Raw genomic sequence first — 13,621 nt, 5'->3', positions numbered from 1 at the left:
GTGTCCGGTTCGAAAGGGGGGTTCTCACCCATGGCACGCGACATCGATCTCCGTATCGACCCCTTGGTGCATGACAGGGTGAGCTGGCAAAGCTGGCCGACTGTCGCGACTCGGCAGTCGGTCGCGCGGCACGACTCGGCGACCGGTGCGGTCACCGAGCACGGCACCCCCCTACCGCGCCCCGCGCCGGGACCGTCTCGCCCCTCGAGCCCTCCCCTTGGAGCGACCACCGACGGACCGATGCGGGTGGATGTACGACGGTATTGATGATTGAGCCCGTATGGCAAGACCTACTGCGAGGCCTCACATTTTTGTTGTTGTGTCCGTTACTTACAGTCCTGACCGGATTTTGCCCATCCGTTTCAACAGTCTGTCCGCTGATTCGAACAGCTCCGGACGGGCCAACACGGCGTTCCGCAGCGCCCGGACGGGGGCGCGACGGGCCCGGTGCCCGAGCGCCACGGGGTGGCGCCGGGTGACCCACCCCTCGGACACGGAGATCTCCCGTGTTTTCAGGGAGTCCTTGTACTGCTTCTGGCCCCGGCCGAGATCCAGGTACGCGATCCCGTCGGCGGCGGCCTCCTCCGCCATGTGCAGGTGCAGCAGCAGCCCAGGCGAGAACCTCGCGAACGCCGGGTCGTACGCCGGGAACCAGCAGGTCAGCACCCGTTCGGAGCGGAGCCCGAAATGGGCCGCGACCGGTTTGCCGTCCGCGTACAGCACGGACAGCTGGCCGGCGAAGGAGTCGGAGCGGGTGTGGAACAGCTGCTGGACGAGCCGGATGATCCACGGGTGCGCGAAGCGGTCGCTGCGACCGGTCCTGCGGTACTGGGCGGACTTCCAGGCCATCAGGGTGCGCAGAACCTCGGGGTCCCGCTCGTCGTGCACATAGCGGACCTCGCTCACCGCGCGGCCGAGCCTGCGCTCCTTGGCGAGCGTCGAGCGGAGGAACTTCGGTGAGCCGGCGCGCAGTCGGCCCAGATAGGCCTCGTAACCCTGTTCGAGATCCATGACCGGCGACGGGAAGGTCCCGGTGATGTGGTCCGCGAACGGTGTCTGGCCCTCCGCCAGGTGGTCGAACTCCCAGACGGCGAGCCCGCAGGACCGCAGCAGCGCCTCGGCGTCCCAGGTGAATCCGGGGCGGTGGACGACGCCCTGGCAGTCGGACAGGCCGAGGCCCACGGCCCGGCCCACTCCCACGGCGGTTCTCTGGAACGGGAAGAAGGCCGCCGGTTCCCCGCCCTCGCGCATCACCGCGATCCGCACTCCGCGCCGGCACCGGCCGACCGCGAGGGCGAACTCGGGGGACAAAAACGGGTTCGCCAGCTCGGGCGCGCCGTGGAGGTGTGCCTTCGACTGCAGGGCGGTCCAGGCCGCCCGGTCGGCGGCGCTCAGTTCGCCTGGGCGGTACACACTGATGTCCACGTCTCAGGTCCGTCTTCTCTCCGTACGGCCGCGCGCGCGCCGTACCAGGCTCAGCAGGAGAACGAGCGAGCTGATCACGGTCACGGCCGTGATCCCGCCGGGTACCGACCAGGAGTGGGTGGCGATCATGCCTTGCGCGACGAGGAGGTTCACCGCGACCGCGCCCGCGACGGACGCCGCGGTGCGGCCGAAAGGGTCCAGGCCGCGCAGCGCGGCCCCGATGGCGGCCCCGGGTGCGACGAGGAGGAAGAACAGCGTGAACGGGCCGCGCAGGACCGAGTCCGTGTCGGCGAACGCGAGCACCGCGCCCACCCCCGCCACGGCCGCGGCCACGCCCGCGAGCAGTGGCCCGCCACTACCGGACAGGGATGGCTTGGTACCCAAGGTCTGCATTGGCGACTTTGCCCCCCGAAGCGCCGGATGCCGGGCTTCAATGTCGCCCAGCGGGCGCGGGGCAGTCAAGATGCGGAACTCGACGGTACGCGTTCGCGTGAGGGGCGGGCAGGGAAACGACGGGCGAGGGCGTCGCCGGGGTCGGGGACGGGGTCGGGGTCGGGGTCGGGGACGAGGATTCCCCGGAGGCGGTGTGTGCCTCCGGGGAACTCGTGTGCGGGCGGCCCCCTCCGTGTCCGGGGATCACGGACGGGCCGCCCGGTGTCACGGGACGATCTGGAGCAGGCGGTTCGGGGAACCGGTGCCGGGGCTGGTGACCTTGCCGGTGACGGCACCGCCGGTCAGCGCCGTGGCGACCTGGGCCGGGGTGGCCGAGGTGTGGCCGGCCAGGTAGATCGCCGCCGCGCCCGCGACGTGCGGGGTGGCCATCGAGGTGCCCGAGATGGTGTTGGTGGCGGTGTCGCTGGTGTACCAGCCGGCCGTGATCGAGGAACCCGGCGCGAAGATGTCAAGGACCGAGCCGTAGTTGGAGTAGCTGGCCCTGGCGTCGGTGCTGGTGGTCGCGCCGACGGTGATCGCCTCGGTGACCCGGGCGGGGGAGTACGAGGAGGCGTTGGCGCTGCTGTTGCCGGCCGCGACGGCGTAGGTCACGCCGCTTGCTATGGAGTTGCGGACGGCTGTGTCGAGGGCGGTGGACGCGCCGCCGCCGAGCGACATGTTGGCGACCGAGGGGCCGCTGTGGTTCGCGGTCACCCAGTCGATGCCCGCGACGACGCCGGCCGTGGTGCCCGAGCCGGAGTTGTTCAGTACACGTACCGCCACGATCTTCGCCTGCTTGGCGATGCCGTAGGTGGAGCCCGCGATGGTGGTCGCGACATGGGTGCCGTGACCGTTGCCGTCCTGCGCCACGTCGTCGCCGTCGACGGCGTCGTAGCCGTTGACCGCCCGGCCGCTGATCTGGGAGTGGGAGATGCGGACGCCGGTGTCGATGACGTATGCCGTCACGCCGCCGCCCGCGGAGTCCGGGTAGGTGTACGTGCCGGAGAGCGGAAGGGACGCCTGGTCGGAGCGGTCCAGGCCCCAGGGGGCGTCGGACTGGGTGGCGTCGGCGGTGAAGACCTGGTTCGCCTCGACGGAGGCGACCGCAGGGTCGGCGGCAAGTCTCCTCGCCTCGGCCGCCGAGAGCTCGGCCGAGTAGCCGTTGAGCGCTGACCGGTAGATCCGCTTGACCGTGCCGCCGTACTCCTTGATCAGGCTCTTGCCCTCGCTGGAGGCGGCCTTGAGACCGGCGCTCTTCTTGAGCGTGACGATGTAGCTGTCCTTGACCGCGGTGGGGGAGTCGGCCGCGAGCACCTTGCCCTGGGCGGGGGCTGCCTGGGCGGGCAGTGCCGTGAGGCCGCCGAGCAGGGCGGCCGTCGCCAGCGTGGTGACGGCGGTGACGCGGATCCTCTTGCTACGCAGGTGTGCCATTACGAGGGAGTCCTCCTCATAGGCGGCGCACGCCAGGGTGGGGGGCGTGCGTCTGTGGGGGGTGTGTACGGGATCGCACTCACGACCGGGAGCGTCGCGTTCCGCTCACGGCTCCCAGCAGACTGGGGGATCCACGAGGGCAGCTCAAGGGAGTTGAGGGCTTGTCATGTTTCTGTCACACGCGCGTAATCGAACGGGAGTTGAACGAGGTGAGTACGTTCCGGTTGGGATCCAAAACTATTGACATGGACACTTCCGATCAACACGCGTAGTTGCTACGACGGTTGAGGCAGAGATCCTGCTAAAGGGAGGTTCCATGAGACGTTCCCGATTTGCGGTATTCACGACCTCACTCCTCCTCGCCGTCACCGCCACCCTGACCGGGACCGCGGCGGCGCAGGCGTCCGAACGGGCCGCGGCCACCGGCTATGTGGCCCTCGGCGACTCCTACTCCTCCGGTGTCGGCGCCGGGAGCTACATCTCCTCCAGCGGCGACTGCAAGCGCAGCACGAAGGCCTACCCGCACCTCTGGGCGGCCGCCCACACCCCCTCGTCCTTCCACTTCACGGCCTGCTCCGGCGCCCGAACGGGTGATGTTCTGGCCGGTCAACTCGGGCCGCTGGACGCGGGCACCGGCCTCGTGTCCCTCACCATCGGCGGCAACGACGCCGGTTTCGCCGATGTGATGACCACCTGCGTGCTCCAGTCCGACAGCTCCTGCGTCTCCCGGATCAACACGGCGAAGGCGTACGTCGACTCCACACTGCCCGGCCGGCTCGACAAGGTGTACTCGGCCATCAGGGCGAAGGCACCGGCCGCCCGTGTAGTGGTGCTCGGCTACCCCCGCTTCTACCAACTGGGCGGCACCTGCGCCGGGCTGTCCCAGACCAAGCGGTCCGCCATCAACAACGCGGCCGACTACCTGAACACCGCGATCGCCAAACGCGCCGCCGACCACGGCTTCACCTTCGGCGACGTCCGTCCCGCCTTCACCGGGCACGAACTGTGTTCCGGCAGCGCCTGGCTGCACAGTCTCAACCTGCTGAACATCGGCGACTCGTACCACCCGAAGGCCGCGGGGCAGTCGGGCGGGTATCTGCCGGTGCTCACCAGCGCGGCGTGAGACCGGCCACGGTTCTCACGAGCGCGTTCTGACCGAGCCCGTCTCCACGTCCGGGCCCGGCCGGCTCGCGTCCGGGCCTACGCCCGTGGCCCGACCACGCCGTTGTAGGCCCCGGCCTCGCCGTCGGAGCCGTCGGGGTTCTCAGAGTCCGAGGGGGTGCCGCCCGTGGTCGGGGGCTCCCCCTCGCACGTCACGGAGAACGCGACGGAGTTGGACGTCGTCTCGACCGGACCGCGCACCTCGACGCTGATCTCGTCCTCATAGGTGGTGTCCGGCGCGTGCGTCGTGACGGCGATGCGGTCCTGCTTGCTCTTCCCGCCGCCCGCGGCGAACGACAGCGTCTTCCACTCGGTGTCGGGCGCCTTGCTGCTCGCGGTCACCCAGCGGTACTCGACCTCCACGGGCACCTGGCCCACGGTGAACGTCGCCGTGAAGCGCGGCGCGTCCTGCTCGGACGGCGGACAGGTCCCCGAGTAGTGGGTGGCCTCGCCCGCGACCACCACCTTCACGGACTGGGCCGGCGGCTTGTCGGTCGTCGGATCGTCGTCCGGGGTGTCGGAGGGCCGGTCGCTGTCGTCGGAGGTGGGGTCGTCGCTCGGCTCCTCGGTCGTACCGCCGCCGCTCGTCCGCCCCCCGCTGCCGCCCGACGTGCCCGCCCCGTTGGTGGTGTTCCCGTCGGCGCCGCCGCCGTCCTTGTTGACCAGGGAGTACGTCAGGCCCGCGATGGCGAGGGCGATCGCGGTGATACCCGCGATGAGGAAGACCAGGGCACGCCGGTTGCGGTCCGGCTCACCGGCGGGCCCCGTCGAGGGCCCCGTCGCGGCGGCGGGGCCGGGATACGGCGGCGTCGGGGGCCCGACCCCGGTCGTGGCCCGCCGGGTCTGCCCGCTCGCCGCCGGGGACGTGGTCACCGTCGGGGCGTACGGGGCCGCACCGGCCGTGTCGGCGCCCCCGGAGGGGATGCCCCCGGCGCCGATGATCCGCAGGTCCCGCTCGGCCTGTCCGGCCGGGACCCGCTCCGCCGGGTCCTTGCGCAGCAGCCCCTCGATCACCGGGGCCAGCGGGCCCGCCCGGCGCGGCGGCGGCAGCTCCTCGTCGACGACCGCCCGCAGTGTGCTCAGCGGAGTGTTCTGCCGGAAAGGCGAGTTCCCCTCCACCGCGGCGTAGAGCAGCACGCCCAGCGACCAGAGGTCCGACTCCGGTCCGGGCGTACGGCCGAGCGCGCGCTCGGGGGCGAGGAACTCGGGCGAGCCGATCACCTCGCCGGTCATCGTCAGCGCGGAGCTGCCCTCCACCGTGGCGATGCCGAAGTCGGTGAGGACCACACGACCGTCGTTGGACATGAGCACGTTGGCCGGTTTCACGTCCCGGTGCAGAACCCCCGCCTCGTGCGCGGCGCGCAGCGCGGCCAGCACCTCGGCGCCGATCTGCGCGGTGCGCTGCGGGGACAGCGGGCCCTCGGCGTCCAGGAGGTCGGCGAGGGACAGGCCGCGCACCAGCTCCATCACGATCCAGGGGCGGCCGTCCTCCAGGGCCACGTCGTACACCGTGACCACATTGCGGTTGGCGACCCGCGCGGCCGCCCACGCCTCGCGCTCCAGGCGGGCGTACATCCGCTCGACGTCGGACGTCGGGATACCGGCCGGGGCCCGCACCTCCTTGACGGCGACCTCACGGTGCAGGACCTCGTCACGGGCCCGCCACACCGTCCCCATGCCGCCCTGCCCGAGCGGGGTCAACAGGCGGTACCGGCCCGCGATCACACGTTCACTGCCCGGTTCTTCGGACACGGACATCCCCCATCATTCGCATCCGCGCGACGTCTCCACTCCGTGCGATTTCTCCCCAAAAGTAGCTCAGAGGAACGCGGATGCCGCCCCCCTGAACACCAAACCAGCCCCCAGGGCGACGACCAGCAGCGCCGAGGCCAGCGGCACGGTGCGGCGGACCAGCGCCGCGGTGGGACCGCCGAGCCGGCCCTGGCCCTTGTCCAGCACCCGCGCCGCCCAGCCGCCCGCCTTCACCACGGCGTACCCGGCCGCGGTCAGCGTGAGCGCCAGACCGATGCCGTACGCCAGCACCAGCAGCAACCCGAACCACGCCTTGCCCATCGCCGCCGCGCCGACCAGCACGACCACCGCCGAGGGGCTCGGCACCATGCCGCCCGCGAAACCGAGCAGGATCGTGCCGCGCAGGGTGGGCGCGGTGGGGTGGGTGTGGGTGAAACCGCCGTGGGTGTGGGTCAGACCGCCGCCGAGCAGCGAGCGCTTGGGGGCGGGGGTGTGGTCGTGCTCGTGGCTGTGGCCGGAGTCGTGGGTGTGCCCGTGACTGTGCCCGTGGCCGTGGGCAGCGTCATGGCTGTGGCTGTGGGCGTGCGCCTCGGCCGGGGCCGTTGCCGGCTCGTGGGTGTGGGGCCGTGGCGGGGCGAGTGCGTGGGCATGTGCCTCGCCGTGAGCGTGCGCGTGCGCGTGGGCGAGTACGAGCTGCTTCTCGGGCTCGGGCTCGGGCTCGGGCTCGGGTTCGGGTTCGGGTTTGGACATGGCTTCGGGCTGGGGCGCGTGGTCGTGCGCATGCCCGTGCCCGTGCGCATGCCCGTGCCCGTGCCCGTGCGCATGCCCGTGGCTGTGGTCGTGCTCATGCTCGTGGCCGTGTTCGTGGTCATGATCATGCGTGTGGCTGTGACCGTGGCCGTGCCCCAGCGCGAGTTTGCGGTTCAGCCAGGCGCGGCGGGCCAGGGTCACACCCGCCGTCATCACGAAGAGGCCGCTCGCGATGCCGAGCCAGGTGATGACGGACGGGGCGGCGGCGGAGCCGGCGAGGACCAGCAGGCCGAGGGCGACCACGCCCAGGGTGTGGGTGATCGTCACCGACGCCGCCATGGGGAGGACGTCACGCATCCGGGCCCGGTCGCGGGCGGCGGCGGTGGCGGCCATGAGCGTCTTGCCGTGGCCCGGGGCGAGCGCGTGCATCGCGCCGAGGAACAGGGCGATGCCGAAGGCCAGCGCGCCGAAGCCGAGGGTGAGGTCATGGCTGGAGACCAGGTCGTCCAGGGCCCGGGTCCAGCGGTCCGCGCCGCGCGGGAGGATCGAGGCGCCCGGTGTGTCGCTCTCGCGCTCTGCCAGCGCGGGACCGCCGGGCCGCACCTGGAGGGCGGCGGCCGCGGTGTCCTCGGGGGACTGGAGCAGCTCCTGGGGGTAGTCGGTGAGCCGGTCCGACACCGACTCCTCCGGTACGTCCGACCCGGTCAGCGTCATCCGGTCGCCCTGCGCGGTGACCTCGCGCCAGCCGGGCCCGGAGTCCACGGCGGCGTGGAAGCGTACGTCGACGGCCCGGTCCGGCAGGGGGGCTGTCAGCCGGCACTCCACGCGGAGGGTCGTCAGCCCGGCCTGGCCCGGCCGCTCCTTTGCCCGGCTCGACGCGACGGACACCTCGACGGCCCGGCCGTCGACCGTCACCTCGGTGTCCGCGGCGGCCGTCGCGCATCGCTCGCGGGCCCATCCCGTCATGCCCCGGCGCTCGATGGCGGGCCCGGCCTGAGTGGCCGGGATCTCCGCCAGATCCTCCACGTGGAGGACCTTGAGCTGACCGGGGGCGGCGACCAGTCCGTCGTACCGGTTGACGGTGAAGTTGCCGAGCGGGTGCGCGCTCGCGGTCCCGCTGGGGACCAGCACGAGGGTGCAGGCGGCCGTCAGAACCGCCGCGCAGGAGGCGAACAGGCGCCGGGGGGACGTCACTTGGCCTCCAGAGCCTTCAGGGTCGTACGGGCTTCGGCGGCGCCGTGCGGTGCGAAGCCGGGGTTCAGATCCAGTGCCGCCTCGAGGGAGGCCTTCGCGGCCTTCTTCTCGCCGGCGGCGTACTCGACCATCCCCCGGTGGTACAGGAACGTCGCGTCCTTGTAGCCGGGCCCGGTGGCCCGCCGGGCGTACGGAAGGGCCTCCTCGTCGCGGCCGTTGACGTGCAGCGCCCAGGCGAGGGCGTCCGCCGTGTGGACCGTCTCGCGGCGCTTCCACTCGGCCTCGGCCGCGCGCAGGGCGGCCTTCTCGTCGCCGTGGTCGGCGGCGGCGAGCGCGGTGTCGAGGTCGGCGTTGACGCCGTTGGCGCGGGCGATCGCGGTGTAGGCGTTCACCAGCGCGTACTGCTCGCGGGCCGCCGACTTGTCGCCTTTCGCGTCGTACAGCTCGCCGAGGAGAACCAGCGGGCCCGGCAACGGGTAGGCGGACACGACCTGTTCGAGCCCGCGGACGGCTTCGGCGGTGTCGCCGCTCGCGGCTTGGGCGCGGGCGCGGCCCTCCAGCGCCGGGAGGTAGGTGTCGTCGGCGCCGAGGGCGCGCGCGTAAAGGTCGAGCGCCGTCTTGAGATCGCCCTGCTTCCAGGCCAGTTGGCCGAGCTGGGTGGCCACGTAGGCGATGTCGCCCCGGGTCACCGCCGAGTCGAGCGCCTGCCGCAGCACACGGCGGGCGGTCTTCACGTCGCCGCGCAGCTCGTACACATAGGCGTAGCGGGTGAACACGGGGATGCCGGGGCGGCGGGTGTCGGCGAGCTGTGCCGCCTTCAACGCCTCCTTGTAGCGGCCGAGTTCGACGAGGGCGTCGATCCGGCTGCACAACGCCCGTTCGCTGTAGGGGTTCTCCTTGAGCGCCCGGTCCGCGTAGCGCAGCGCGTCCTCGAACTCGTGCCGGGCGGCGGCGAGTGCGGCGAGGCCGGCGAGCGCCGGGTCGTTGTCCGGCCGCAGCTTCAGCGAACGCTTCAGGGCCTTCTCCGCCTGCGGGTAGCGGGAGGGGTCGCCCTTCGTGCGGGCCTGTTCCACGTAGGCGAGGCCGAGCGTCGACCAGGACCCGAAGTCCCGTGGCTGCTCCTTGAGATGGGACTGCAATGCCTTGACGGAGGTGTCGAGGTCCCCGCTCGCGAGCTGTGCCGCCGGGAGCCCCGGGGAGGAGGAGAGAGCAACCGTGCGGTCGTCGTCACGGGCGCCGAGCGCGATCGCGAACCCGGTGAACGCGACGGCCAGCGCGGTGGCACACGCGGTGAGGCGCACCAGCTGCCGCCGGACGGGCTCGGCGGCCCGTTCCGGCAGCGGAACGGGCGCGTCGTCGGAGCCGGCACGGGGCGCCTCGTCGGCCTCGGCAACGGGTTCCTCGTCGGCCTCGGCAACGGGCGCGTCGTCGGACCCGGTGACGGCCTCGGGCGCGTCCTCGGCCTCGGCGGCGGCCTCGGCGGCCTCGGCGGCCTCGCGCCCGTCGGTCTCGGGAGCCCCCTCGTCGGGGCGCGGACGTCCGTCCTGCGACGCGCTGTAGTTCGTACGCGGGGACATGCCCTCTCCTCAAAATCCTTGCCGAGAACCGGTGGTGACGTCGGTGAGGCGCGGCCCGCACCGTGGGGGATGGATACGAGCGGACCGCGCCGGTCGGTGGGCCGGGCCCCGCGGGGCCCGGCCGGGGTGGGCCCAGGGTCTTTCGTCTGGATCATGCCGACTTCGGGAGGGGGTGCCTCGACCCGCGGCCCAGGCGTGATCCAGACGACAGGTCCTAGTAGTAGGCCCGGTCGTTCCGGCGGCGCCACCACAGCAGGCCCGAGCCGATGAGCAGCACACCGGCCGCGCCGGCACCGGCGGAGGCCGCGATCAGCGAGGTGTCGTCCATGCCGGTCTCGACGCCACCGCCCAGCGCGCTGCGCACGTTGTTCGTGGTGTTGCCCTTGACCGTCTTGCCACGCGAACCGGCCGTCGGCAGACCGACGTACGGGAAGGACTTGCCGAACTTCTTGTCGTTCTTGTCGACCGCGTCGCCCAGGTCGTTCTTGGCGCCGACCAGTTCGCCCTCGACCACCTGGAGCGCGATGTCGATCACGTCGTCGGTGAGCCGGCGCCCGTTCGGGAAGCCCTGGTTGTCACCGTCGAGGACACCGAGCCGCTTCGGCTTCGCGGTGGGCTTGATGGAGGTGTTGAGGCGCAGCTGCTCCGACGGGGTCACGTGCGGCGGCTGGTTGAGGCCCTCGACACCCTTCAGGAAGACGTCGACGAGGTCGTTGCGCGGCGTCTTCGGGGCGGGGATCTTGTAGATCGCCTCGATCAGCTTCGGCAGCTCGGGCTCGGTGACGTTCTTCAGGAACTGCGCGTCCTCCGTGGGCGAGGACGCGTTGAACCTGTCCTTGTCCTTCAGCGGGTTGACGACCTCGTTCACCAGCGGCATGCCGAGGCGCGACACCTGGTGGAAGCGGCCGTTGGCACCCTTGCGCTGGGTCGTCGACCAGATGCCGACGATCGGCTGGTCCTTGGAGTAGGCGAGCGCCTCGCTCGGCACCTGGAGCGCGATCGAGTTGACGTTGTAGCCCTTGAGGGTGTCCCGCCCGACCTCGGAGAGGTCACCGCCGTACAGCAGGTCGAAGACCCGCAGGTCCAGGAAGAACGGGTCGTCGGCCTGGCCGGCGAACGTCGTCACACCGCTCGCGGTCTTGTAGACGGCGTCGTCGCGCAGCTTCCTGAAGTTCGGCATCGACGCCTTGCCGACGTTGGAGGGCGCCACCCACACGTCGTCGGCGAGCTTCGTCCGGGACACCGGGCGGCGGTCCCGCAGCTTGATCAGCTCGATGTCGTACGTCTGCGTGATGTTGAGGTCCGGGTCGTCCAGGCTCTCCACGACACCCGTGTTGTACAGGAACGTCCTGTCGTTCTTCGTCTTGGTGTCGAACGTGTAGCGGAAGATCAGGTCTTCCTTCGCGTCGCCGTCCTGGTCGACGCGGATGTCGTACTGGGCGTCCTCGGAGAACGGGAAGAAGTTCGGTCCGCCCGCCGGCTCCTCGAAGGGGATCCAGTTCGCGACGATGGTCGTCGTGTCCGGCCTGTCCGGGCTGACGAACGCGTACACGTCGGTGTTGTCGAACTGCGGCTCCCCCGAGATCAGGGGGGCCTCGCGGTGGCTGGAGGCGGAGGCCGTCCCCGGCTCCAGCACGGTGACGCCGGCGGCTGCGAGCCCTCCGGCGGCCAGCGAAGCACAGATGAGGGCCGCGATGCTCCGCCGCCCCGCGCCGCTCTTGGAAGTAGGTGTCGTCATGCCGTCCGTCCTCTGTCCCAACTTGCCTGACGAACGCCATTCGGAGCGCTCGGCAGGGTGGATTGGTCGAATCCCAAACGTTCTTACGGCGCGTTTGAAAGGTTGTCTCAGCGGAGAACGCGATTCCTCGATCGAGATCGGATCCGGAGCCCGTCAGGACCCGATCCGGTGCCCGTCAGGACCCGATCCGGCCGGATCCGATCGGATTCGTCGACGCGGGACCCGCGTTTTGGGCACGCTGATCCGTAACCCCATCCGGAGGTGGGGCGGTTGCGAATGCCTTACGCGCGGGGATGGCCGTGCTCGGCCGGAGACGAGGGGGAGCGAGTGGAGGCGGACAAACTTCTGGTCCGTGTGGCCGGAGGTGACCAGCGGGCCTTCGAGGAGCTGTACGCCCTGGTGTCCGGCCCGGTGTTCGGTCTGGTGCGCCGGGTCGTACGCGATCCCGCGCAGTCGGAGGAGGTGTCCCAGGAGGTGCTGCTCGAACTCTGGCGCTGCGCCGCCCGCTTCGACCCCGCCCGGGGCAGCGCCCTGTCCTGGATCCTCACGCTCGCGCACCGGCGCGCGGTGGACCGGGTGCGCAGCGCCCGCGCGGCCACCGAACGCGAGCAGCGCGAGGGGCGGCGCGCCCACGACACCGCTTTCGACCAGGTCGCCGAGGAGGTCGAGGCGGGACTCGAACGCCAGTGGGTTCGCCACTGCCTGGATCGGCTCACCACTCTCCAGCGCGAGTCGGTCACCCTCGCCTACTACGACGGCTACACCTACCGTGAAGTGGCCGAGCGGCTCTCGCTGCCCCTCGGCACGGTCAAGACCCGTATGCGCGACGGACTCACACGGCTGCGCGAATGCCTGGGAGGAGTCGCATGAGCGCCCTGATCGGCCTCGTGGCACACGAGGTCCCGTTCGGTTCCACCGCGTCCCGCGCCCGGGTGCCCGAGGGAGGCGCGGCATGAGCCTGTTCCGCCGCGAGGACCTCCACTCGCTCGCCGCCCCCTACGCGCTCGACGCCCTGGAACCCGATGAGCGCCGCCGCTTCGAGAAGCACCTGGAACGCTGCGACCGCTGCCCCGCCGAGGTGCGCGCCCTGGCGGAGGACGCGGTCCGCCTCGCCTGGTCGACGGCCGTCCCCGCGCCGGCCGCGATGCGCGACCGGGTCCTCGCCGCGGTACGGAGCACGCCCCAGGAGGCCCCGGCGCAGGCGCGGCCCCAGCAGCATCTGCCCGCGCATGTCTGGGGCACCGAGCCGCCGCCGAAGGCGCGCGCCCGTGCGCCCCGGATGCGCCCTTTGTTCGTGCCGCTGGCCACCGCGACGGCCGCCGCCGCGCTCGTCGTGGCGTCGCTCTTCGCCGTCCAGGTGAACCGGACGCAGGAACAGCTGGACGCGGAACGCGCGCAGTCACGTGAGATCGCCCACGTTCTCACCGCGCCGGACGCCCGTGCGACCAGTGAACGGGACGCGGACGGCAGGGGAATCGGAGTAATCGCTTCCGCCGAGGAGGGGAGTGCGATCGTCACCCTCACCGGATTCGAGGACCTCCCGCGCGATCGGGTGCATCAGCTCTGGCTCATGCGCCCCGACGTGCAACCACGCTCCCTGGGCCTCTTCGACGGCGACACGCCCTTGGTCACCAGCGGATTGGACACCGATGCGATGTCACTCGCCGTGACCGTCGAACCCGATGGGGGGTCATCGCAACCCACCAGCCAGCCAATTGTCCAACTCGCCCTGGAATCAGTCGGATTCGGAGAGTAATCGACAACGCCCTTACGGGGTAGGTGTTTACCGGGACCATGATTCCCGAGTGCTCGGATGGGGCGATATGGTTACGCTGCCCGGGCCGGGTGGACTCGTACGGGTGGGGAGTGACATGGAACAGATAACAGTCCGCAGGGCGCGAGTCCCTGCGATCACCTGCGGGAGCAGTGCGACCAGTTCGCGCCTCGACCGCCATCTCTCGGTGCTGAGCGGCCCCGCCGTGCCGCAGCGTGAGGCGGCAGAGGCGACCTCGCTGATGCGTGAGATAACGGCGCGGTCCCCACACGAGAAGCGTGCCGCCAGGGACACACGCGTCGGCCGGGTCTCGCTGTTCGCACCCCTGCGGCGGTTGCGCCGCTCGCTCTTCGGCAGCCGCTAGTACCGATCAATCTCAGCAGGAAG

11 protein-coding genes are annotated in these 13,621 nt (G+C 71.3%); 4 read left to right on the top strand and 7 right to left on the bottom strand.

Annotation, left to right across the window (positions count from 1 at the left end; translation table 11 throughout):
• Positions 1-330 precede the first annotated feature (330 nt).
• The 3 genes from ACZ43N_RS22715 to ACZ43N_RS22705 form a co-directional block, all read right to left on the bottom strand.
• Positions 331-1,425, bottom strand: coding sequence for a GNAT family N-acetyltransferase (locus ACZ43N_RS22715; RefSeq protein WP_468099828.1), 1,095 nt, complete (start codon positions 1,423-1,425; stop codon positions 331-333).
• A gap of 3 nt (positions 1,426-1,428) precedes the next feature.
• Complete coding sequence (locus ACZ43N_RS22710; protein WP_468099826.1) at positions 1,429-1,818, bottom strand: hypothetical protein; 390 nt, start codon at positions 1,816-1,818, stop codon at positions 1,429-1,431.
• A gap of 264 nt (positions 1,819-2,082) precedes the next feature.
• The gene (locus ACZ43N_RS22705) at positions 2,083-3,288 is read right to left on the bottom strand and encodes a S8 family peptidase (RefSeq protein ID WP_468099824.1); all 1,206 of its coding nucleotides are present in this window, start codon (positions 3,286-3,288) and stop codon (positions 2,083-2,085) included.
• A 316-nt stretch (positions 3,289-3,604) separates the two neighbouring features.
• Between ACZ43N_RS22705 and ACZ43N_RS22700 the strand changes: the two genes are divergently transcribed.
• On the top strand, positions 3,605-4,411 hold the full coding sequence (locus ACZ43N_RS22700; protein ID WP_468099823.1) for an SGNH/GDSL hydrolase family protein: 807 nt from the start codon (positions 3,605-3,607) through the stop codon (positions 4,409-4,411).
• A 77-nt stretch (positions 4,412-4,488) separates the two neighbouring features.
• On the opposite strand, the gene ACZ43N_RS22695 is transcribed toward ACZ43N_RS22700, so the two are convergent.
• From ACZ43N_RS22695 to ACZ43N_RS22680, 4 genes are all read right to left on the bottom strand, one after another.
• A complete protein-coding gene (locus tag ACZ43N_RS22695) occupies positions 4,489-6,207 on the bottom strand; it encodes a serine/threonine-protein kinase (RefSeq protein WP_468099822.1) in 1,719 nt (572 codons plus the stop codon).
• A 60-nt stretch (positions 6,208-6,267) separates the two neighbouring features.
• Positions 6,268-8,145: a nickel transporter gene (locus ACZ43N_RS22690; protein WP_468099821.1), complete on the bottom strand. Its 1,878-nt coding sequence runs from the start codon at positions 8,143-8,145 to the stop codon at positions 6,268-6,270.
• Positions 8,142-9,722 (bottom strand): tetratricopeptide repeat protein, encoded by a 1,581-nt coding sequence (locus ACZ43N_RS22685; protein WP_468099819.1) that lies wholly within the window; start codon positions 9,720-9,722, stop codon positions 8,142-8,144. The genes ACZ43N_RS22690 and ACZ43N_RS22685 overlap by 4 nt, the downstream gene beginning before the upstream one ends.
• 214 nt (positions 9,723-9,936) lie before the next feature.
• Positions 9,937-11,460: a DUF4331 domain-containing protein gene (locus ACZ43N_RS22680; RefSeq protein WP_468099818.1), complete on the bottom strand. Its 1,524-nt coding sequence runs from the start codon at positions 11,458-11,460 to the stop codon at positions 9,937-9,939.
• 327 nt (positions 11,461-11,787) lie between these two features.
• Here ACZ43N_RS22680 and ACZ43N_RS22675 point away from each other — a divergent pair, with 327 nt between their 5' ends.
• From ACZ43N_RS22675 to ACZ43N_RS22665, 3 genes are all read left to right on the top strand, one after another.
• Positions 11,788-12,330, top strand: a complete 543-nt coding sequence (locus ACZ43N_RS22675; RefSeq protein ID WP_468099816.1) for a sigma-70 family RNA polymerase sigma factor — start codon at positions 11,788-11,790, stop codon at positions 12,328-12,330.
• Positions 12,331-12,412: 82 nt separating this feature from the next.
• Positions 12,413-13,216, top strand: coding sequence for an anti-sigma factor (locus ACZ43N_RS22670; RefSeq protein WP_468099814.1), 804 nt, complete (start codon positions 12,413-12,415; stop codon positions 13,214-13,216).
• 115 nt (positions 13,217-13,331) lie between these two features.
• Positions 13,332-13,598, top strand: a complete 267-nt coding sequence (locus ACZ43N_RS22665) for a hypothetical protein (protein ID WP_468099812.1) — start codon at positions 13,332-13,334, stop codon at positions 13,596-13,598.
• Positions 13,599-13,621 lie beyond the last annotated feature (23 nt).

Source organism: Streptomyces sp. NPDC030814 (genome assembly GCF_055572155.1).
The sequence above is the reverse complement of the archived record's forward strand: the minus strand, read 5'-3'. Positions and strand labels throughout refer to the sequence as shown.